General features: G+C 72.9%; 20 protein-coding genes. 7 read left to right on the forward strand and 13 right to left on the reverse strand.

Annotated elements, in window-relative coordinates; translation table 11 throughout:
- Positions 1–80: 80 nt before the first annotated feature.
- Both ABZO31_RS04000 and ABZO31_RS04005 read right to left on the reverse strand, forming a co-directional pair.
- Positions 81–644, reverse strand: coding sequence for a YbaK/EbsC family protein (locus ABZO31_RS04000; RefSeq protein WP_406859545.1), 564 nt, complete (start codon positions 642–644; stop codon positions 81–83).
- Between the two features lie 43 nt (positions 645–687).
- Positions 688–1,260: a helix-turn-helix domain-containing protein gene (locus ABZO31_RS04005; RefSeq protein ID WP_406859546.1), complete on the reverse strand. Its 573-nt coding sequence runs from the start codon at positions 1,258–1,260 to the stop codon at positions 688–690.
- A gap of 92 nt (positions 1,261–1,352) precedes the next feature.
- Here ABZO31_RS04005 and ABZO31_RS04010 point away from each other — a divergent pair, with 92 nt between their 5' ends.
- Positions 1,353–2,225, forward strand: a complete 873-nt coding sequence (locus ABZO31_RS04010; protein WP_406865246.1) for an EamA family transporter — start codon at positions 1,353–1,355, stop codon at positions 2,223–2,225.
- A 7-nt stretch (positions 2,226–2,232) separates the two neighbouring features.
- On the opposite strand, the gene ABZO31_RS04015 is transcribed toward ABZO31_RS04010, so the two are convergent.
- Positions 2,233–2,976, reverse strand: a complete 744-nt coding sequence (locus ABZO31_RS04015; RefSeq protein ID WP_406859547.1) for an acyltransferase — start codon at positions 2,974–2,976, stop codon at positions 2,233–2,235.
- A gap of 118 nt (positions 2,977–3,094) precedes the next feature.
- On the opposite strand from ABZO31_RS04015, the gene ABZO31_RS04020 reads away from it, so the two are divergent.
- Complete coding sequence (locus ABZO31_RS04020; protein WP_406859548.1) at positions 3,095–3,628, forward strand: gamma carbonic anhydrase family protein; 534 nt, start codon at positions 3,095–3,097, stop codon at positions 3,626–3,628.
- A 63-nt stretch (positions 3,629–3,691) separates the two neighbouring features.
- Here the strand turns inward: ABZO31_RS04020 and ABZO31_RS04025 are convergent, their stop codons facing one another.
- The 3 genes from ABZO31_RS04025 to ABZO31_RS04035 all read right to left on the reverse strand — a co-directional run bounded on the left by ABZO31_RS04025 (position 3,692) and on the right by ABZO31_RS04035 (position 7,494).
- Positions 3,692–4,366, reverse strand: coding sequence for a DedA family protein (locus ABZO31_RS04025; RefSeq protein WP_406859549.1), 675 nt, complete (start codon positions 4,364–4,366; stop codon positions 3,692–3,694).
- Positions 4,367–4,431: 65 nt separating this feature from the next.
- The gene (locus ABZO31_RS04030; RefSeq protein WP_406859550.1) at positions 4,432–6,912 is read right to left on the reverse strand and encodes a beta-glucosidase family protein; all 2,481 of its coding nucleotides are present in this window, start codon (positions 6,910–6,912) and stop codon (positions 4,432–4,434) included.
- A 144-nt stretch (positions 6,913–7,056) separates the two neighbouring features.
- A complete protein-coding gene (locus tag ABZO31_RS04035; RefSeq protein ID WP_406865247.1) occupies positions 7,057–7,494 on the reverse strand; it encodes a DUF4442 domain-containing protein in 438 nt (145 codons plus the stop codon).
- 97 nt (positions 7,495–7,591) lie between these two features.
- Here ABZO31_RS04035 and ABZO31_RS04040 point away from each other — a divergent pair, with 97 nt between their 5' ends.
- Positions 7,592–8,674, forward strand: coding sequence for a hypothetical protein (locus ABZO31_RS04040; protein ID WP_406859551.1), 1,083 nt, complete (start codon positions 7,592–7,594; stop codon positions 8,672–8,674).
- A gap of 90 nt (positions 8,675–8,764) precedes the next feature.
- Complete coding sequence (locus ABZO31_RS04045; RefSeq protein WP_406859553.1) at positions 8,765–10,063, forward strand: MFS transporter; 1,299 nt, start codon at positions 8,765–8,767, stop codon at positions 10,061–10,063.
- A gap of 82 nt (positions 10,064–10,145) precedes the next feature.
- Here ABZO31_RS04045 and ABZO31_RS04050 read toward each other — a convergent pair whose 3' ends face one another.
- The 6 genes from ABZO31_RS04050 to ABZO31_RS04075 form a co-directional block, all read right to left on the reverse strand.
- The gene (locus ABZO31_RS04050) at positions 10,146–10,991 is read right to left on the reverse strand and encodes a spermidine synthase (protein ID WP_406859554.1); all 846 of its coding nucleotides are present in this window, start codon (positions 10,989–10,991) and stop codon (positions 10,146–10,148) included.
- A gap of 4 nt (positions 10,992–10,995) precedes the next feature.
- Positions 10,996–11,853 carry a patatin-like phospholipase family protein gene (locus ABZO31_RS04055; RefSeq protein ID WP_406859555.1) on the reverse strand — a complete coding sequence of 286 codons (858 nt, stop codon included), beginning with the start codon at positions 11,851–11,853 and terminating at the stop codon, positions 10,996–10,998.
- A 75-nt stretch (positions 11,854–11,928) separates the two neighbouring features.
- Positions 11,929–13,098, reverse strand: a complete 1,170-nt coding sequence (gene tuf, locus ABZO31_RS04060; protein ID WP_406859557.1) for an elongation factor Tu — start codon at positions 13,096–13,098, stop codon at positions 11,929–11,931.
- A 295-nt stretch (positions 13,099–13,393) separates the two neighbouring features.
- Positions 13,394–13,717: a hypothetical protein gene (locus ABZO31_RS04065; protein WP_406858864.1), complete on the reverse strand. Its 324-nt coding sequence runs from the start codon at positions 13,715–13,717 to the stop codon at positions 13,394–13,396.
- 48 nt (positions 13,718–13,765) lie between these two features.
- The gene (locus ABZO31_RS04070; protein ID WP_406858863.1) at positions 13,766–15,004 is read right to left on the reverse strand and encodes an IS110 family transposase; all 1,239 of its coding nucleotides are present in this window, start codon (positions 15,002–15,004) and stop codon (positions 13,766–13,768) included.
- Positions 15,005–15,476: 472 nt separating this feature from the next.
- Positions 15,477–16,184, reverse strand: coding sequence for a DNA alkylation repair protein (locus ABZO31_RS04075; protein ID WP_406859558.1), 708 nt, complete (start codon positions 16,182–16,184; stop codon positions 15,477–15,479).
- A 280-nt stretch (positions 16,185–16,464) separates the two neighbouring features.
- On the opposite strand from ABZO31_RS04075, the gene ABZO31_RS04080 reads away from it, so the two are divergent.
- Positions 16,465–17,232, forward strand: a complete 768-nt coding sequence (locus tag ABZO31_RS04080) for a TVP38/TMEM64 family protein (RefSeq protein WP_406859559.1) — start codon at positions 16,465–16,467, stop codon at positions 17,230–17,232.
- 39 nt (positions 17,233–17,271) lie between these two features.
- Here ABZO31_RS04080 and ABZO31_RS04085 read toward each other — a convergent pair whose 3' ends face one another.
- Positions 17,272–18,441, reverse strand: coding sequence for a thiolase family protein (locus tag ABZO31_RS04085; RefSeq protein WP_406859560.1), 1,170 nt, complete (start codon positions 18,439–18,441; stop codon positions 17,272–17,274).
- Positions 18,442–18,559: 118 nt separating this feature from the next.
- Here ABZO31_RS04085 and ABZO31_RS04090 point away from each other — a divergent pair, with 118 nt between their 5' ends.
- Together ABZO31_RS04090 and ABZO31_RS04095 are read left to right on the forward strand one after the other, a co-directional pair.
- Positions 18,560–19,018 carry a winged helix-turn-helix transcriptional regulator gene (locus tag ABZO31_RS04090; protein ID WP_406859561.1) on the forward strand — a complete coding sequence of 153 codons (459 nt, stop codon included), beginning with the start codon at positions 18,560–18,562 and terminating at the stop codon, positions 19,016–19,018.
- Between the two features lie 113 nt (positions 19,019–19,131).
- Entirely contained in the window at positions 19,132–20,004 is an 873-nt protein-coding gene (locus ABZO31_RS04095; RefSeq protein WP_406859562.1) for an undecaprenyl-diphosphate phosphatase, read from the forward strand.
- Positions 20,005–20,057 lie beyond the last annotated feature (53 nt).

The following is a 20,057-nucleotide window of genomic DNA, read 5'->3' on the forward strand; positions in this document are numbered from 1 at the left end:
CGCGCAGCGAGGGAGATCTTCGTCACAGGAAGTCCACGTCAACCGTCCCCGGCGCGCCGCCGGTTCGAACGGAGGGGCGCTCAGTCTGCGGACAGTCCCAGGCCCTCCAGGACCACCGCGCCGGGGAGCTCGGCGAAGGCCTTGCCCGGGAGGATGAGCTTGCCGCGGCGGCGGCCGCTGCCGACGAGGACCCAGGGGGTGTCGACGACCGCGGCGTCGACGAGGACGGGCCAGTCGGCGGGGAGGCCGAGGGGCGTGACACCGCCGTACTCCATGCCCGTTGCGCCGATGGCGGTGTCCCGGTCGGCGAATCGCACCTTGCGGGCGCCGATCTCCTTGCGGACGACGCCATTGACGTCGATCTTGTTCGCGGAGCGCACCACGCAGGCGGCCAGGGTGGTGGTGTCGCCGCGCTTGCCCGCGACGATCACGCAGTTCGCGGACTCCTCCAGGAGCTGCGCACCGTGGTGCTCGACGAAGACCGCGGTGTCGGCGATGGCCGGGTCGGTGTCCACGTACAGGAACTGGTCGGCGGGGACGGCGCCCCGCCAGGCGCGGACGGCCGCGGCCACGGGCTCCGTGAGCTCGTCGAGGCAGTCGGGGGCGGGGCGGGCGTCGTCGAAGTCTCCGATGGGTGCGCGCATGATCACACGCTAACAGCGGTCGCACGGAGACCCGTTGACCGTCTCAGCGGACGGGCGGGACCGACACGGCCATGGTCAGCTCGACGGGGACGTCGCCGTCGTTGCGGTACTCGTGCGGGACATGGGCCTCGAAGGTGGCGGAGGTCCCGGCGGGCACGGTGTGCGGCTGTCCGTCGACGACGAGGGTGAGTTCGCCGGCCGTGACATGGAGGAGTTCCGTGGTGCCCTCGGGGTGCGGGTCGGAGGCGCTGCCGTCGCCGGGCATCAGCATCCAGGCCCACAGTTCCAGCGGGCCGCGGGACTCGGTGCCGACGAGCAGGGTGGTGTGGCTGCCGGCCTCGGTGGACCACATGCGGACGGCCTGCTCCGGCGGGACGAGCCGGACGTGGGGGCCCTGCTCGTAGTCGAGCAGGGTGGTGATCGAGACGCCGAGCGCGTCGGCGAGCTTCACCGTGGTGCCCACGCTGGGGTTGGTCCGGGCCTGCTCGATCTGGATGATCATGCCGCGGCTGACGCCGGAGCGGGCGGCGAGCGCGTCCAGCGTGAAGCCGCGTTCGCCGCGCCACCGCTTCAGGTTGCGGGCGAGCGACTGCGTGAGCTGATCGAGGTCCGACACATTCCGTCCATTATTTTGGATGACAGAGTTCAATGGAGTGGACTACCGTCGAGTGCACCCCGATGTTCACCGCACTGTACTGCGAGGATCCGATGACAGCACTGCTCGCCCTGGCCACCAGCCTCCTCTGGGGGCTGGCCGACTTCGGCGGCGGGCTGCTCACCCGGCGCATGCCCGCGCTGACCGTCGTGGTCGTCTCGCAGACGATCGCCGTGATCGTGCTCGGCGCGCTCGTGGTCGCCACCGGCGGCTGGACCGAGGCCGGACCGCAGCTCTGGTACGCCGTGGCGGCAGGCGCGGTCGGCCCGGTGGCGATGCTCTGCTTCTACAAGGCGCTCGCGCTCGGCCCGATGGGCGTGGTCTCGCCGCTCGGTTCGCTCGGGGTGATCGTGCCGGTGTCGATCGGGCTGCTGCTCGGCGACCGGCCGGGACTGCTGCAGTTCGCCGGCATCGGCGTGGCGATCGTGGGCGTGGTCCTGGCCGGCGGGCCGGAGCTGAAGGGCGCGCCGGTCCAGCGGCAGGCCGTACTGCTCACGCTCGTGGCGGCCTTCGGCTTCGGCTCGGTGATGGCGCTGATCGCCGAGGCGTCCACCACGCTGACCGGTCTTTTCCTCGCGCTGTTCGTACAGCGCGTGACCAATGTGGCCGTCGGCGGCGCCGCCCTGTACGCCTCCGTGAAGCGCGGCGGCCGCGCGCTGCCCGAGCCCGGGGCGGGCGGCTGGAAGGTGATCACGGCCGCGCTCCCGGCGCTGGCGTTCGTCGGCCTCGCCGACGTGGCCGCCAACGGCACCTACGCACTGGCCGCGCAGAACGGGCCGGTCACGGTGGCGGCGGTACTCGCCAACCTGTACCCGGTGATCACCGCGCTCGCCGCGCGGGGTGTGCTCAAGGAACGGCTGCGCGCGGTGCAGGCGGCGGGCGCGGGCCTCGCGCTGATCGGCACGGTCCTGCTCGCCACCGGCTGAGGTGGGTTCAGCCGTCCTGGAGGTCCAGTTCCGCCAGGGCGGCCAGCTGCTCCGGGGTGATCCCGTCGGGGATCGGCATCGGGGCGGGCGTGCGCAGCGGGGGCTGCCAGCCGAGCTCCGGGTCCCAGCGGCGCACGACCTTGGCCGGGGCGCCGGCCACCACCGCGTGGTCGGGCACCTCGCCGCGTACGACCGCGCCGGCCGCGACCACCACGTTGCGGCCGAGCTTCGCGCCGGGCAGGATCACGGCGCCGGTGCCGAGCCAGCAGCCCGGACCGATCTCGACCGGGTCGGTGCGCGGCCACTGGCGGCCGACCGGCTCGTGCGGGTCGTCGTAGCTGTGGTTGGTCGAGGTGATGTACACGTACGGCCCGCAGAAGGTGTCGGAGCCGATGGTGATGCGGGTGTCGGCGATGACATGGCTGCCGCGGCCGAGGACGACGCCGTCGCCGAGCGTCAGGATCGGGTCCGGACCGAGGTCGAGGCCCGGCATCATGCCCGCTGTGAGCGTCACCTGCTCGGCGATGATGCAGCACTCGCCCAGTTCGATCCACTGCTCGCCGAAGACGGTGCCCTGGGGGAACGCCAGCCGGGTGCCCGCCCCGAGCTTCCGGAACCTCAGGCGCCCGGGCGTCTCGGCGGAGACGGCTCCCGCCTGCTGCAGCCATCGCCACGCGCCCTGCACGGCGCCGGCGACGACGCGCCGCCGCCAGGCGGTGAAGGACGAGAACGTGTTTCTGTTCCTGGGCACCCGGACACCGTAGTCGGCCGTGTCCGCGCTGATCACCGCGGTGCGCTGTGATGTCCGTCATGGGCATCTCGTAGGGTGCCCGTGGCGCGACCGACAGCGAGGAAAGGCGGAACGGACGATGACCGAGCGGGCGTTGATCATGGGTGTGGGCGGCAAGGAGCCGCAGGTCGATCCGACGGCGTTCACCGCGCCCACCTCCGTGGTGATCGGCGACGTGACGATGGCCGCGGGCTCGAACATCTGGTACCACGCGGTCCTGCGCGCGGACTGCGGCCCGATCGTGCTCGGCGCGGACTCCAACATCCAGGACAACTGCACGGTGCACGTCGACCCGGGCTTCCCGGTGACCATCGGCGAGCGGGTCACCGTCGGCCACAACGCGACCGTGCACGGCTGCACCATCGAGGACGATGTGCTCGTCGGCATGGGCGCGACCGTCCTGAACGGCGCGGTCATCGGCACCGGTTCGCTGGTCGCGGCGCAGGCGCTGGTGCCGCAGGGCATGGTCGTCCCGCCGGGTTCGCTGGTCGCGGGCGTCCCGGCGAAGGTGCGCCGGCCGCTGACGGACGAGGAGCGCGAGGGCATGAAGCTCAACGCGGAGATGTACCTGCACCTGGCGAAGGCGCACCGCGAGGCGCACGAGGAGCGCTGACCCCGGTACGCCGAAGGGCCCGGCCGCTCCACCGAGCGCCGGGCCCTTCCGTACGACCGGGGGTCAGTCGGCCGCCACCGCGACCGGCTCCGGCTGCGCGTCCTTCTGATCCTTCTCGGCCTGCTCCGCCTTCTCCGCCGCCTTCTTGGCACGGTTCTTGATCACCAGCATCGAGGTCACGCCGACGGCCACCGCGAGCACCAGGCCCAGCCAGGAGAACCGCTTCAGCCACGCCTCGGCCACGACGCCGACCGTGTAGATGACCGCCGTGGTGCCGCCGGCCCAGAGGATGCCGCCGAAGACGTTGGCGAGGGCGAACTTCCAGTACGGCATCTTCAGCACGCCGGCCAGCGGGCCCGCGAAGATCCGCAGCAGCGCCACGAAGCGGCCGAAGAAGACCGCCCACATGCCCCACTTCTCGAACGACCGCTCCGCCAGGGCGATGTTGGCCGGGCTGAAGTGTTTCGGGAACTTCCCGCCCAGCCAGGTGAGCAGCGGCCGGCCGCCCTTGCGGCCGATCGCGTAGCCGATCGAGTCGCCGATGATCGCACCGGCGGTGGCGCAGGCGCCGAGCACCCACGGGTTGATGTCACCGTGCTGGGAGGCCAGCAGCGCGGAGCTCACGAGAACGATCTCGCCGGGCAGCGGGATGCCCAGACTCTCGAGGCCGATCACCACGCCGACCAGCGCGTACACGGCGACCGCGGGGATCGTCTCCAGCCAGTCCTGGACGTGCAACGCGGTACCTCCCGTTTTCTTGGCGTGCGCCGCGTCGCGCACTGCGGTCGGCTCAGCCTATCGAATCAACTCGATGTCACTTCGACTTCTGCGCTCAGCCCCAGATCCCGCGAGGAGGACCCTACCCGGATCGTGCGCACACCGGTGCCGAGCACCCAGCCGCCCCGGGCCGGGTCGAAGGACGACAGCGTACGGGCGGCGATCCGAACGGTGACCCGCCGCCGCTCCCCCGCCGCCAGCTCCAGGCGCCGGTAGCCCGCGAGGAACTGCGCGGGCTGGTCGAGCCGCAGGTCGGGCGAAGGTCCGGCGTAGATCTGGGCCACCTCGACGCCGGACCGGCGGCCGCTGTTCCGCACGGTGAAGGAGACGTCCAGAGCGCCGTCGGCGCGGGGCGCGAGCCGGAGGCCCTCGTACGCGAACGTGGTGTACGACAGTCCGTGCCCGAACGGGAACAGCGGCGCGACGCCCTGGCCGTCGTACCAGCGGTGGCCGACGTGGACGCCCTCCGAGTACTCCTCGGTGCCGTCCTGGCCGGGGTACCGGTGCGGGTCGCCGGCCGTCGGGTGGGCGTCCTCGGAGGCGGGGAAGCTCTGGGTGAGCCGGCCGCCGGGGTCGGCGTCGCCGAACAGGACGGCGGCGGTCGCGGCGGCGCCCTCCTGGCCGGGGTAGTACATCTGCAGCACGGCCGCGGTCCGGTCGAGCCAGGGCATGGTGACCGCGGAGGAGGTGTTGAGCACCACGACCGTGCGCGGGTTGGCGGCGGTGACGGCCCGGATCAGCTCCTCCTGACGACCGGGCAGGGCGAGGGTCGTGCGGTCGCGGCCCTCGGTGGCGTCCTCGTAGGCGAAGAGCACGACCGTGTGCGCGGCGCGGGCGGCGGCGACCGCCTCGGCGACGTCGGCGGCGCGGCCCGCCGAGGTGATCGCCCGCAGCGAGAACCGCTGGCCGGTGGCCCCGCCCTTCGCGGTCACCGTGATCCGGTGCGCGCCGGCGGTGAGCCGGACGTCGGCGCGGCGGACGTGCAGGCCGTCGGGGGCGGTGCCGAGCAGGCCGCCGGCGAAGAACTCGGCGACGCCCTGGCGGACGGGGAAGAGTTCGGCCCCGTCGACGGTGATCACCGGGCGTTCGCCGCTGTAGTGGACGACGAAGGTCCAGCTGTCGTCCTCGGGAACGGTGAGCGTCGCCTCGTGCGTCCAGGTCGCGCCCGCCGCCACGCCCCGGTCCTCCAGGGAGGCGGCCGGGGTCAGCGGCGGGAGCGGCTTGCCGTAGAGGTCCTCGCCGAGCGCGTACGCGACCTCGGCACCGGCGCCGGCGCGGGCGCGCAGCGCGTCGACCGGACGGGCGGCGGCGTCCGGGACGACGTGGGCGCTGCCGCCGCCGCTGACGAAGGGGACGGCGCCGGTGGGCCCGACGACCGCGAGGGAACGGGCGGCGGGCCCGGCCAGCGGCAGGGCGCCGTGCTCGTTGCGGAGCAGGGTGGCCCCGGCGGTGGCGACCCGCAGCGCGAGGCGCGCGCCGTCGGCCGCGTCGCGGGCGGGGCGCGCGGACGTCTCCGGGCCGAGCAGTCCGAAGCGCTCGCGGACGGCGAGGATCCGGCGTACGGCCCGGTCGACGGCGGCCTCGGGGACCGTGCCCTCGGCGACGGCGTTCCTGAGGGGTTCGCCGAAGCGGGCGCCGGCGGGCATCTCCATGTCGAGCCCCGCGGTGAGCGCGGGGGCGGTGCTGTGGGTGGCGTCCCAGTCGCTCATCACCCAGCCGTCGAAGCCCCAGCGGTCGCGCAGGACACCGGTGAGGAGGGCGGCGCTCTCGCCCGCGTGGACGCCGTTGACCTTGTTGTACGCGGCCATGATCGCGCCGGTCCCGGCGTCGACGGCGGCCTCGAAGCCGCGCAGTTCGGTCTCGTGCAGGGTCCGCTCGCTCGCCCGGGCGTCGATCGAAGTGCGGTTCGCCTCCTGGTTGTTGAGGGCGAAGTGCTTGACGGTGGCGATCAGGCCCTCGGCCTGGATGCCGCCGATCTCCTCGGCGACCAGGTCGGCGGAGAGCAGCGGGTCCTCGGAGAAGGTCTCGAAGTTGCGGCCCGCGTACGGGGTGCGGATCAGGTTGACCATCGGGGAGAGCAGGACGTCCTGCCCGAGCGCGCGGCCCTCGCGGCCGATGACCCGGCCGTAGGCGCGGGCGAGGGCGGGGTCGAAGGCGGCGGCGAGCATGACGGGGGCGGGCAGCGCGGTGGCGTTCGCGCGCACCCGCACGCCGGCGGGGCCGTCGGCGAGCCGGAGTTCGGGGATACCGAGGCGGGGGACGCCGGGCACGTACCCGGCCTGGCCGAGGCTCTTCGGGTCGCCGGCGCCGTGCAGCAGGGAGATCTTCTCGTCGAGGGTGAGCGCGCCGAGGAGTTCCTCGACCCGTCGGCCTGGCGCCGTGGCGCGGGCGGGCCCGGCGGGGGCCATGGTGGCGGCGAGCGCGACGGCCGCGCCGAGCAGTCCGAGGGCGGTGCGCCGGGTCACACCGCGCGCGGCGGCCTGGTCCTGGGGTACGTCGACGGTCACGGCGGCGGCTCCTTCGTACGGCGGATCGTTCCGAACGCACTATGCGTGACGGTTCGTCCGTTTCCGGGGCGCCGCCCCCGGAACGCCTCCGCCCCCGCACCCATTCGGGGTGCGGGGGCGGAGGCGCAGCGGCCGGAGGGCCGGTCAGCTGTTGGGGCGCAGGGTCCAGACGACGGTCATCTCGCCGGTGACCGCGCCGTCCTCGCGGGTGATGTCGATCCGGACCGGGAACTCGGGGCGCTGCCCGGCGTCCAGTTCGGCGACGACCTCGGCGGCCGGGCGGCCGAGGGTGGCGGTCGCGGTGACGACGCCCATGGCCAGCTTCTTGTAGCCGATCTCGGCACTCACGGCGAGCGGCACGGCGCGGCTCAGCTGCTCGCCGAAGGCGGCGAGGACGATCGCGCCGCTGGCGGACTCGGCCAGGGTGAACATCGCGCCGGCGTGCGGGCCGCCGACGTGGTTGTGGTAGTCGGCCTGGTCCGGCAGGCGCACCACTGCACGCTCCGGAGTGGTCTCCAGGAACTCCAGCTTCAGGGTCCTGGCCATGGGCACCGTGGCGGCGAGCAGCTCGCCGACGGACATCTGGTCTGCGCTCATGGCCGCGATGTTACCCACGAGTAGCCCGGCTTGGCCATCCCCGGTCCCCACCGGAGCCGCGCCCCCTCTATGGTTACTGGCCATGTGGCCAGGACAGCAGCCGCCCGGGGGCGAGCAGAACCCGCAGGACCAGAGTCAGAACCCGTACCAGCAGCCGGGATACGGGCAGCCGAACCCGTACCAGCAGCCGACGGCGCCGCAGCCGGGCTACCAGCAGCCCGGCTACCCCCCGCAGGGGCAGCCGCCGCAGGGGCAGCCGGGCTACGGCCAGCCGAACCCGTACCAGCAACCCACCGTGCCGCAGTACGCGGTGCCGGGCGCGCCGCAGCCGGGCGGACCGGGCGGGCAGAAGAACAGGACGACGCTCGTCGCGATCGGGGCGGCGCTCGCCGTCGTGATCGCCGCCGGCGTCACCGGCTTCCTGGTGCTGAACAAGGACGAGGAGAAGCCGCAGGCCGGCGGTGACCCGAAGCCGTCCGTCAGCGCCTCCACGCCCGCCACGGATCCCTCGATCGACAACCCGCGCGGCGGCGGCGCCGAGGCCAAGCCGTCCATCCCGGGCTGGAAGCCGGTGATCAACCCGCGGCACGGCACGATCTTCGACGTCCCGGCGACGTGGGAGGTGGCCGGCAGCGGCGTCATGATGATCATCGAGGATCACAAGAAGGACGACGGTTCGGCGTACATCGTCATGTCGGCCCCGGCCGAGTACAAGTCCAAGTGGTGCAGCGAGGACTCCGACAAGGACGGGTCGATGGAGGACAGCAATCTGGCCGCCACCGGCACCCGCGGCGGCCAGGGCGCCACCAACACCTCGGACAACGCGCGCAACGAGGCGGGCGCGTGGGTCTTCGGTCCGTTCGCCCAGGACGAGCCCGGCGACAAGGGCAAGGACAAGATCAAGGTCAGCCCGGCCGAGGCGTACACCTCGAAGTCCGGACTGAGCGGCCATGTCGCCACGGCCAGGTCCACCGGCCTGACCAAGAAGGGCAAGTGCGACACCGACGGCAAGTCGATCGCGTTCAGCTTCAAGAACGGCAAGGGCGACTTCGCCACCTGGGTGCTGTACGCGAACGCGGGCGTCAAGGACGAGGTCCCGGACGCGACGATGCGGCAGATCCTGAGCACGGTCCGGCTGGCCCCCGGCGGCCCGACGGGCTCCTGAGGGGCCGACGGGCTCCGAACGGCCCGCCGTTGAGGGAACCGGCCGCATAACGGTTTGGCAGACAGGTGTGTCGGCGGGGATAGTCCTGACGTGAGTACTCCCCCCGCCGCCTCCCGTCGCCGGCTCGCCCCCGCGTGGGCCGGACGCAACTACACCCTGCTGACCGCCGCCGCGATCGTCACCAACCTGGGCGCGCACGGCGCCCTGATCGCCACCACCTGGGCGGTGTTCGACGCCGGCGGCGACGCGGGGGACGTCGGTCTGGTGGCGGCGGCCCGGATCGTCCCGCTGGTCCTCTTCCTGCTGATCGGCGGCGCGGTCGCCGACCGCGTGCCGCGGCACCGCGTGATGGTCGCGGCCAACGCGCTCAACTGCGTCTCGCAGGCGGTCTTCGCGGTGCTCGTCCTGGCAGGCGAGCCGCAGATCTGGCAGATGATGCTTCTGACCGCGCTGTGCGGCGCCGGCCAGGCGTTCTTCAACCCCGCCGCCGAGGGCATGCTGATGTCCAGCGTGACCGGCGAACAGGCCGGCCGGGCCTTCGCGCTGTTCCGGATGGCGATGCACGGCGCGGGCCTCGGCGGAGCCGCGCTCGGCGGCCTCCTGGTCGCCCTCGTCGGCCCCGGCTGGGTGCTCGCGATCGACGCCGTCGCCTTCGCCGTCGCGGGCGGGCTGCGCGCCTTCCTGGACGTGAGCCACATCGCCGAGCGCGCGCCCGGCGGCGGACTGCTCTCCGATCTGCGCGAGGGCTGGCAGGAGTTCATCGGCCGGCCGTGGCTGTGGTCGATCGTGGCGCAGTTCGCGATCGTGGTGGCGCTGGTCGGCGCGGTCGAGTCCGTGTACGGACCTCTGGTCGCCCGCGACGAACTCGGCGGCTCGAAGCCCTGGGGCCTGGCGCTGGCCGCGTTCGGCCTCGGCACGCTGGGCGGCGCACTGCTGATGATGCGGTGGAAGCCGCGGCGGATGCTGCTGGTCGGCACGCTGGGCGTGTTCCCGCTCGCGCTGCCGTCGGCGGCGCTCGCCGTGCCGCTGGACACGATCGGACTTTCCGCGGCGATGTTCGTCTGCGGTGTGTGCAGCGAGATGTTCGGCGTGGCCTGGATGACCACGCTGCACCAGGAGATCCCGGAGGAGAAGCTGTCCCGGGTCTCCGCCTACGACTGGTTCGGCTCGACGGCCCTGCTCCCCGTCTCCACCGCCCTGGCGGGCCCGGCGGAGAGCTGGTTCGGCCGGACGAACGCGCTGTGGGGCTCGGCGGCGCTGGTCGTGGTGGTCACCGCGCTGGTCCTGCTGGTCCCGGACGTACGGAACCTGACACGGCGTACGGAGACGAAGCAGGTCGCGGGCGGCGGGGAGCCCGCCCCGGCTGCGGTGCGCACCGAGGCGGTCTGACGGCCCGCGAGCCCGACGGCCGCTAGCCCGACGGCCCGCGTGTCCGACGGCTCGGGGAGCGCCGGCCGGGGGAGCCCGGGCGTCAGCCGACCGTGAACGTGCCGCCCGGCGGTACCGGCGACGGCACCGCGTCCTCGTCGGTGACCGGTCGGGCGTCGCCGACGAAGCGGGTCAGGGAGTCCCCCGCCTCCACCCGCGCCGGGAACGGGTCGGCGGCGGCGCGGCGGGCCAGGTAGGCGGTGTCGAGCGGGGCGTCGGACGCGACGAGGACCGCGTTGCCGAAGCGCCGCCCGCGCAGCACCGCCGGCTCGGCGACCAGCGCCAGCTCGGGGAACTCCGCGGCGAAGGTGGCCAGTTGGGAGCGGAGGAAGGCGAACGGGGCGCCGTCCGCCAGATTCGCGAGGTACACGCCACCCGGCCGCAGCGCCCGCCGCACGGCCTTCGCGTACGCGGTCGACGTCAGGTGCGCGGGCACCCGCGAGCCGCCGAAGACGTCGCCGACGATCAGGTCGAAGGACGTGGCGGGCGCGGCCTCCAGCCAGGCGCGGGCGTCCGCCCCAAGCACGGTGACGCCCGAACCCTCGGGCAGCGGCAGGTGCTCGGTGACCAGGGCGAGCAGCCCGCGGTCGGCCTCCACGACGTCCTGCCGGGAGCCTGGCCGGGTGGCCGCCACGTAGCGGGGCAGGGTCAGCGCCCCGCCGCCCAGGTGCAGGACGTCGAGCGGGGCGCCCTCCTCGGCGGCCCGGTCCACGACGTGGGCGAGCCGGCGGGCGTACTCGAACTCGAGGTGCGTCGGCTCGTCGAGGTCGACGTACGACTGGGGGGCGTCGTCCACGGTGAGCAGCCAGGCCCGCTCGCGGTCGACATCCGGGAGGAGACGGGCGGTGCCGCCGTCGACGTCCCGGATCACGGGAATCTGCTCGTTCACATGCCTATTCTGCCCAGAGCGCGGTGACCGCCGGCGCGTGGGCGGCAGCCTGGGCCCGCCCGGCGCGGGCGGCGGGGGCGCGGCGCGACGGATCGAGCGGGTTGCGCCCGAAGGCCGCCTTCGACGCCTTGTCCGGAGTGACGACCTCGACGCGCGCGCCCGTGGCGGCGAGGTCGGCGCCCTGCCGGGCCGGGGCGTGGATCACCTTGCTGCCGACGGTGCTGGGCGCGATGATCACGACGCGTGCGTACCCGGCGGCGAGGTGGGCGTTGGCGGTGGAGTGCAGCCCGCCGTCGATGTAGCGGCGGCCGAGGAGCGTGGCCGGCGGCCAGAGTCCGGGGATGGCGCAGCTCGCGGTGACGGCGTCGGCGAGGGGCGCGCCGGAGTCCTTGTCCAGGGCGGCGAGCTCCCCCGTGAGCGCGTCGACGGCGGTGACCAGGAGCGGGCGCTCGGGCCAGTCGGTGACAGGGTCGAGCCGCCGGGCGATCACGGCCCGCCGCCGGGCCTCGTCGACCGTGTCCGTGCCGAGGGCCAGCCGGCCGAGCCTGCGGCCGTACGCCTCGGGGGTGCGGGACGTCAGCAGGGCGAGCGCGTACCGCAGGATGTTTCCGGCGCCGAGCCGGGCCGCGGGCTCCGCGGGGGCGGTGCCGTCGAGCTCACGCTCGTACAGCCCGGCGAGGGTGTCCTTCCCGGCGGCGAGCCGCGCCGCGACGACCGCGCCGGCGGAGCTGCCGACGACGAGGTCCGCCGTGGACAGGTCCGCGCCGGCCTCCGCGAGGCCCTGGAGCACGCCCAACTCCCAGGCTCCGCCGACGAGTCCACCCGCGCCCAGTACCAGTGCCGTCCTTCGTGTCTGCGTCATGACCCGAGTCTGACGCACCGGCAGGAGGCCCGCGTCCCGTGGGGGTACGGAACGCGGGCCTCCGCCGCGGTGGGCTCAGGCGACCTCGGTCACCGTGCCCGCGCCGACGGTCCGGCCGCCCTCGCGGATGGCGAAGCCGAGACCGGGCTCAAGGGGCACCGCGCGGCCGAGCTCGACGGTCATGGTGACCGTCTCGCCGGGCCGGGCGAGGCCCGCGGACCCGAGGTCGACGTCGCCGACGACGTCCGCGGTGCGGATGTAGAACTGCGGCCGGTAGCCGGTCGACAGCGGCTTGCTGCGGCCGCCCTCGGCGCCGGACAGCACGTAGACCTGCGCGGTGAAGCGGTTGCGCGGCTCGACGCTGCCCGGCGCGGCGACGACGTGGCCGCGGCGGACGGCGTCGCGGGGGACGCCGCGGAGCAGCAGGGCCACGTTGTCGCCGGCCTGCGCGGACTCCATGGGCTTGCCGAAGGTCTCGACACCGGTGACGACGGTCTCGGTCTCCGCGCCCAGGACCTGGACGCGGTCGCCGACCCGTACGGTGCCGCGCTCGACCGCTCCGGTGACCACGGTGCCGCGCCCGGTGATGGTGAGCACGTTCTCCACCGGCATCAGGAACGGCGCGTCCACGTAGCGCACGGGCATCGGCACGTACGTGTCCACCGCGTCGAGCAGCGCCTCGACGGCGGCGGTCCACCGCGGGTCGCCCTCCAGCGCCCGGAGCCCGGAGACCCGTACGACGGGCACGGTGTCGCCCCCGTAGCCGTGGGCGCTCAGCAGCTCGCGGACCTCGAGCTCGACCAGGTCGGTCAGCTCGTCGTCGCCCGCGTCGGCCTTGTTGAGCGCGACGACGATGTGGTCGACGCCGACCTGCCGGGCGAGCAGGACGTGCTCGGCGGTCTGCGGCATGATCCCGTCGAGCGCGGAGACGACGAGGATCGCCCCGTCGAGCTGCGCGGCGCCGGTGACCATGTTCTTGACGTAGTCGGCGTGGCCGGGCATGTCGACGTGCGCGTAGTGGCGGGTGTCGGTCTCGTACTCGACGTGCGCGATGTTGATGGTGATGCCGCGCTGCGCCTCCTCGGGCGCCCGGTCGATCCGGTCGAACGGCACGAACGTGCCGGTCCCGCGCTCGCTGAGGACCTTGGTGATGGCGGCGGTGAGGGTGGTCTTGCCGTGGTCGACGTGGCCCATGGTGCCGATGTTGAGATGCGGCTTGGTACGCACGTACGCCGTCTTGGACATGACTGGTTCGGTTCCTTCCCGGAACTCGATGCTTGCTCCCTCGCGGAGGGGGACCCCTGGGGCCTTACCGACCCTCCCCCTGCGGGGTCCGCCGGACGTTCCGGGGAGGGTCAGCTTCGCGCGCCGTCGAAGGGCGCTGCGACTGCGGCGAACGCCGCGTCCAGGGCAGCCTTCGGCGCGTCCGCGACTGCGGACGTCACTGCGAGGAAGGCGTGCCGGAACATGCCGCTGATCCTCGCGCACCGGCCCGTCCACGTCGAACGAATTACGCGGCGGTCAGAGACACCTCAGGGTTCTAACGCGTCAAGTCCTCGTCGGTGAGTCCGGGGTTTCCCCAGCGATTCCAGAGCGTGCGATGCCAGACGTCGGCGTCGGGCCCCGGGCGTGTCACGGCCGGCAGCGGGCCTGGGCTGGTCTCGATCAGGTGCAGCAGCGACCAGGCGACGCCATAGCAGTCGTCGGGGCCGAAGCAGCCAGCCAGGGCCTGCGCCTCGTCGGGTGTGACTGGCGCGGAGATGGCGTCGATTTGCCGACCTCGGCGGTCGACGAGCTCCTCGTCGTCGGTGTCCCAGTCGGGGAGAGGGCCGTCGGCGACGAAAGCCTGAACTTCGGGTCTCATCCTTGAATGATCGACTGCCGTGGGTGAACTGAGCAAGATAACTGCAGGTCAAGCGGCTGCCATCTCCGCCGTTGAAGGGGGTGCGGGGAAGGCAGCCTGCTCGTCGAACTGTTCGCCGCGCTGCAGGCAGTGGTAGAGCTGGCCGATCATGCGGTTGAAGAGGTTGCGCTGGGCGGCGGCATGCCAGTCTCCGTGGTCGCGGCGGCGCCGGTAGTGGGCCTTGGCGCCGGGTGAGGCCGTGAGCGAGGCGAAGGCCCAGAGGTAGCCGGCGTGGTTGAGGCGGTCGTTCTTGACCCAGCGGCGGGTGATGGACGACTTCTTTCCGGAGGCTCTGGTGATGGGCGAGGCGCCGGCGTATGCCTTCAGGCCGCGGGCGTCGGCGAACCGCTGCCGGTCGTCTCCGACCTCGGCGAGCACCCGGGCGCCGAGCTGGAGGCCGAGGCCGGGAAAGCTGAGGATGATCTCAGCGTCCGGGTGCTGAGGGAAGGACTCTTCCACGGCGTTGGCGAGCTGGTCGGCGGCCGTGCAGGCCGCATCAAGCTGCGTCAGGAGGGCGAGCGTCTGCTTGCCCAGCGCCTCCTCGACCAGCGGTGGCTGATGAGCCCACTCGGACCGGAAGACCTCACGCAGCCGTTCGACTTCGGCCTCGATGCCGCGCTGGCGGCCCGCGCGCTTGAGGACGGCCTGGAGCTGGGTGCGGGTGAGCCGTGCAGCACGGGTCGGAGTCGGGGCTGTCCGGAGGAGTTCGCGGGCCTCGGACCGGCACAGACCGTTCTTCCAGCCGTCCGCTGCTGCCAGGGCTGCGGGGTAGTACTCGCGCAGCAGTGAGCGGAGCTGGTTGGAGATCTGCTGGCGGTTCCAGGTGGCATCCTGCTGAGCTCGGGCGAGGACGGCAACGGCCCGGGCCAGGTCGGAGTCGTTGGGCAGGGGCCGGTGGGCGTGCATGTCGGTGCGGAGGATGTTTGCCAGGACCAGCGCGTCGCCGGGGTCGGACTTCTTGCGGGAGACGGAGTGCCGGTCTCGGTAGCGGGCGGCTGCCATCGGGTTGATCGCGAAGACCTGCCGCTTGCCGGTCCGCAGCACGGCAACGAGCAGGCCGCGGGACGTCTCGATCGCGACCGGGATCGGGTCCTCGGCAGTGTCGCCGTACTCGGCGAGCAGGTCCAGCAGGATCTTGTAGCCGTTGGCGTCGTCGGTGATGTGGCGTTTGGCCAGGAGCTGGCCGGTGTCGTCGACGAGGGCGACGTCGTGTGTCCTCTCCGCCCAGTCGATGCCGCAGTAGATCAAGGTCCCTCCCGGTACTGCTGTGTATTTGTGCTGGTCACGAGCTCGTGCGGAACCACGCAGCGACCTAATCCCAGGACTCGACGCGAGGGCCGGTCCGCCACCTCAGTAGCTGTTCGTGGCACCAGCTCACCCCACGGGCCTCGGTCTATCTGGGAGCTCTGCGGCTCGGCAGCATCGAGAAGTCACCGCACGGTGGGCTCGCACCACCAACTCCAACGAGCGATCAAGTGGCAAGTGTTGACGCCCCTGCGGTGGCGGTCAGGGAGGTGCCGAGACGCGCTCGGTCTGGCACAAGGTCTCGGGACCCGATCACACGAAGTCGTCCACTCGGCACCCGCCTGGACGCCACCACCATGAACACCACAGCCCTCGCGCCACTCTCTGACGAGGCCTGAGGGCCAGGTTCTTGATAGGCATCACGGGCCTTGGTGCTCGAACAGGCCCGGGAGCACTCGGCTCCCCAATCCCGCTCTTAAGACGGGATTAGGTTCTTGAGCGCCTCGCGGACCGACAGGGGTGCGAACTCGCCCTCGTGGGCGGCCACGAAGGCGCGGACCTCGGCGGGGGCGGTCTTGGCGTACTCGCGCAACGACCAGCCGATGGCCTTGCGGATGAAGAAGTCGGGGTGGCCGGCGCGGCGCAGGCAGTACGCGAAGAGGCGCTCGGCGTCGGTGGCGTTCTTGAAGCGGAGCTGGTGGAGCAGGGCCGTGCGGGCGACCCACAGGTCGTCGTCCCCGATCCACTCGTCCATCCGCTCCGCGAGCGCCGAGTCGGCGGCGACGAGTCCGCCGACGACATGCGCGGCGAGGTGGTCGACGGTGTCCCACCAGGACTCGGTGGTGACGAGGCTGCGGGCGACGGGCAGGAAGCCGGAGGAGCAGCGGGCGACGTGGCGGCGGAGGTAGTCGACGGCGAAGTAGTGGTACTCGCGCTCCGGCAGCGCGAAGCACCGCAGCGCCACGGCCGCACAGTCGTCCTCACCGGGCCGCGGCAGCCCCTCCAGCACGGCGCGGGACAGCGCACGCCGCTCCGGCGTCCGGATCCCGAGGAAGGGCACGACCCCCTTCATGTACGCCACCATCTCCTGCGCCCGGAAGGGATCCCCGCCGCCGGGATACACGGTGGTGAGGCGGGCCAGCACGGTGTCGGCGAGGTCGCTGTCGGGCACGGAGGCGGGCATGGGGCCACCTTATGCAGGCGGCGGTGCCGGGGAGAGGCCTGCGCAAGGGCCGCTGTGGTCCCTCCCGGGGCCGGCCGCGACACAGACCTGCCCGGAGGCCCTGGCTGGGGCGCCGCAGGGCCCTGGCCGGGGCGCGGCAGGGCCCTGGCTGGGGCGCCGCGCGGCCCCGGCTGGGGCGCCGCGCGGCCCTGGCTGGGGCCTCACGCGCACACCTTGCGCCCGCGGCGTCCCGTGACCGACGCGACAGCGATCACCTGCCGGCTTCGGTTAGTCTCGCCGCGTGCTCGACCCCGTGACCCGGCCGCCGGGCTCCTCCCTTCTTCGCTGCATCCGGGCGCTGCGTTCCCCCCGGGTGCGCATTTCCGTGCTGGGCGCGCTGCTGGCCGGTGCGGTGTCGCTCGTCGTGCTCTTCGAGCCGCAGAAACTGCTGGCCGAGGGCTGGCCCCCGCAGTTGTCCGGCGTCGGCGCGGTCGTGGTGTTCGGGGTGGCATACGGGCTGTGCACGGCCGCGTTCGTGCCGCGGCCGATCCTGAACCTGGCCGCCGGCGCCCTGTTCGGCACGTGGCTCGGCGTCGTCGGCGCCGTGGCCGGCACGGTCCTCGGCGCGGGAATCGCGTTCACCCTCGGCCGGCTGCTGGGGCAGGACGCGCTGCGCCCGCTGCTGCGCGGACGCTGGCTGCAGGCGGCGGACGGGCAGCTGAGCCGGCACGGCTTCCGCTCGACCCTGGTGATCCGGCTCCTCCCAGGGATCCCGTTCGCCGCCGCCAACTACTGCGCGGCGGTGTCGCGCATGAAGTACGCGCCGTTCCTCATCGGCACCGGACTCGGCTCGCTGCCGAACACGACCGCGTACGTGATCGCCGGCAGCGAGGCCTCGTCGCCGTCGTCGCCCGCGTTCCTGATCTCGACGGGGTTCATTGTGGTGACGGGCCTCGCGGGCGCGGTCGTCGCCTGGCGCAAGCGGCACCGCCTGCACCGGGCGACCGAGCCGGCCCGGCCGACCGAGGCCCCGGTCCCCGCCGGGGACCGGACCCCCTCGCCCGTCTGAGCAACCGCGTCAGGGCGCCTCGACGATCGCGCAGCCGCGTCAGAGCGCCTCGACGATCATCGCGTTCGCCAGACCGCCCGCCTCGCACATGGCCTGCAGGCCGTACCGCGCCCCGCGGGCCCGCAGCGCGTGCACCAGGGTCGTCGTCAGCCGGGTCCCGCTCGCGCCGAGCGGGTGGCCGAGGGCGATGGCACCGCCGTGCACGTTGACCTTGGCCAGGTCCGCCCCGGTCTCCTGCTGCCAGGCGAGGACGACGCTCGCGAACGCCTCGTTGATCTCGAAGAGGTCGATGTCGGCGAGCCCGAGCCCGGACCGCTTCAGCACCTTCTCGGTCGCGGGGATGACCCCGGTCAGCATGAGCAGCGGGTCCGAGCCGGTCACGGCGAAGGCGTGCAGCCGGGCGAGCGGCCGCAGCCCGAGCCGCTCCGCGGTCTCCGCGGCCATGATCAGGACGGCCGAGGCGCCGTCGTTGACGGGGCTGCTGTTGCCCGCCGTCACGGACCAGTCGATCTGCGGGAAGCGCTCGGCGAACGCCGGGTCCTCGAAGGCGGGACGCAGCCCGGCGAGGATCCCGGTCGTGGTGGCGGGCCGCACCGACTCGTCGCGGCGGACGTCGCCGTACGGCGCGACCTCGGCGTCGAACAGTCCGGCGTCCCAGCTCGCCGCCGCCTTGGCGTGGGAGGCGGCGGCGAACTCGTCCATCGCCTCCCGCCCGATCGACCACTTCGCGGCGATCAGCTCCGCGCTGATGCCCTGCGGCACGAGGCCCTCCGGGTAGCGCGCGGCGACGCCGGGGCCGAAGGGGTCCGCGCCGGGCGGCACGTTCGACCACATCGGGACGCGGCTCATCGACTCGACCCCACAGGCGACGACGACGTCGTACGCGCCGGAGAGCACGCCCTGGGCGGCGAAGTGGACGGCCTGCTGCGAGGACCCGCACTGCCGGTCGACGGTCGTGGCGGGCACGGACTCCGGGAACCCGGCGCCCAGCCAGGCGTACCGCGTGGTGTTCATGGCCTGCTCGCCGACCTGGTCGACGGTCCCGCCGATCACGTCGTCCACGAGGGCGGGGTCGATGCCGCTGCGCTCGATCAGCGCGCGCAACGTGTGGGAGAGCACGGCGACGGGGTGGACGTCGGACAGGGCCCCGCCGGGCTTGCCGCGTCCGATGGGCGTACGGACGGCTTCGACGATGACGGCGTCTCGCATGATCACAGCTCCTGGACTGGACGACATGAGTTGGAAAACTGGACCGACCATCGCGAGTAACATAGCGGAGCGAGTCCAGTTTTCCAACTCACCCCGGGTGCTGCTCTAGGCTGGTCCCATGAAGGCCGCGCCCCGCCCCTGCTCGATCGCCGACGCCCTGAGCCTCGTCGGCGAGAAGTACTCCCTGCTCGTGCTCCGCGAAGTCCTGCTCGGCGTGCGCCGGTTCGACCGCATCGCCCGCAACACCGGCGCCCCGCGCGACATCCTGACCGCCCGGCTGCGCAAGCTCGTCGAGGCGGGGGTGCTCGAGAAGGTCCCGTACAGCGAGCGCCCGCAGCGGTACGAGTACCGCGCGACCGCGGCCGGCGAGGAACTTCAGCCGGTGCTGCTCGCGTTGATGACCTGGGGCGACCGGCACCTCAACGAGGTCCCGCCGGTGGTCCTGACGCACCGCTGCGGCGACGAGCTGACCCCCCGGCTCGTGTGCGCCGGATGCGGCGGTGACGTGGACGACGCGAGCGTCACCGACCGGGTCGACCCGCCCGGGTGGACCCGGACCGGCCCGGCCGGGGACTGACGCCCGGCCTCGGGGCATTCACCCGGGGGCGGTACGCTGCGGGGCGAGCGGCGGTCGATCAACGACCGCCTCGCCCATGACCGCACGCGCACACTCGGGACGGCCCTAGCCCCATGAGTTGGTTCGAATCATTCATCCTCGGGCTCGTCCAGGGGCTGACCGAGTTCCTCCCCATCTCCTCCAGCGCGCACCTGCGCCTCACCGCGGCGTTCGCGGGCTGGGAGGACCCGGGCGCGGCGTTCACCGCGATCACGCAGATCGGCACCGAGACGGCCGTCCTGATCTACTTCCGCAAGGACATCATGCGGATCATCTCCGCCTGGTTCCGCTCGCTGACCGACAAGTCGATGCGCTCCGACCACGACGCGCAGATGGGCTGGCTGGTCATCGTCGGCTCGATCCCGATCGGCGTCCTCGGCATCACGCTCAAGGACCAGATCGAGGGCCCGTTCCGCGACCTCCGGCTGATCGCCACCACGCTGATCGTGATGGGCATCGTGCTCGGCATCGCCGACCGGCTGGCGGCCCGCGACGAGATCGGCGGCCGGCACCGCGCCATCCGGGAGCGCAAGACGCTGCAGCAGCTGAACGTGAAGGACGGCCTGATCTTCGGCATCTGCCAGGCGATGGCCCTGATCCCCGGCGTCTCCCGCTCCGGCGCGACGATCTCCGGCGGTCTGCTGATGGGCTACACCCGCGAGGCCGCGGCCCGCTACTCGTTCCTGCTCGCGATCCCCGCGGTCCTGGCGTCCGGCGTCTTCGAGCTGAAGGACGCGGGCGAGGGGCACGTCTCCTGGGGCCCGACGATCTTCGCGACGATCATCGCCTTCGCCGTGGGCTACGCGGTCATCGCCTGGTTCATGAAGTTCATCACCACGAAGTCCTTCATGCCCTTCGTGATCTACCGGATCATCCTCGGCATCGTCCTGTTCATCCTGGTCGGCACGGACGTCCTGTCCCCCCACGCCGGCGAGTCCGGGGACTGACCCCCGCGGGCGGTCGCGTCGTCCGAGTCCCTGCACGGCCCTTGGCCCGGGCC

Origin of the sequence: Streptomyces solicamelliae (assembly GCF_045348655.1) — a bacterium.
GTDB classification, from domain to species: Bacteria; Actinomycetota; Actinomycetes; order Streptomycetales; family Streptomycetaceae; genus Streptomyces; species Streptomyces solicamelliae.

Coding starts and splice junctions, on each gene's coding strand:
- ABZO31_RS04000 (WP_406859545.1), bottom strand. CDS start 644: ATGCGCGCACCCATCGGAGACTTCGACGACGCCCGCCCCGCCCCCGAC.
- ABZO31_RS04010 (WP_406865246.1), top strand. CDS start 1,353: ATGACAGCACTGCTCGCCCTGGCCACCAGCCTCCTCTGGGGGCTGGCC.
- ABZO31_RS04020 (WP_406859548.1), top strand. CDS start 3,095: ATGACCGAGCGGGCGTTGATCATGGGTGTGGGCGGCAAGGAGCCGCAG.
- ABZO31_RS04035 (WP_406865247.1), bottom strand. CDS start 7,494: ATGTCCGTCGGCGAGCTGCTCGCCGCCACGGTGCCCATGGCCAGGACC.
- ABZO31_RS04040 (WP_406859551.1), top strand. CDS start 7,592: ATGTGGCCAGGACAGCAGCCGCCCGGGGGCGAGCAGAACCCGCAGGAC.
- ABZO31_RS04055 (WP_406859555.1), bottom strand. CDS start 11,853: ATGACGCAGACACGAAGGACGGCACTGGTACTGGGCGCGGGTGGACTC.
- tuf (WP_406859557.1), bottom strand. CDS start 13,098: ATGTCCAAGACGGCGTACGTGCGTACCAAGCCGCATCTCAACATCGGC.
- ABZO31_RS04065 (WP_406858864.1), bottom strand. CDS start 13,717: ATGAGACCCGAAGTTCAGGCTTTCGTCGCCGACGGCCCTCTCCCCGAC.
- ABZO31_RS04075 (WP_406859558.1), bottom strand. CDS start 16,184: ATGCCCGCCTCCGTGCCCGACAGCGACCTCGCCGACACCGTGCTGGCC.
- ABZO31_RS04085 (WP_406859560.1), bottom strand. CDS start 18,441: ATGCGAGACGCCGTCATCGTCGAAGCCGTCCGTACGCCCATCGGACGC.
- ABZO31_RS04090 (WP_406859561.1), top strand. CDS start 18,560: ATGAAGGCCGCGCCCCGCCCCTGCTCGATCGCCGACGCCCTGAGCCTC.
- ABZO31_RS04095 (WP_406859562.1), top strand. CDS start 19,132: ATGAGTTGGTTCGAATCATTCATCCTCGGGCTCGTCCAGGGGCTGACC.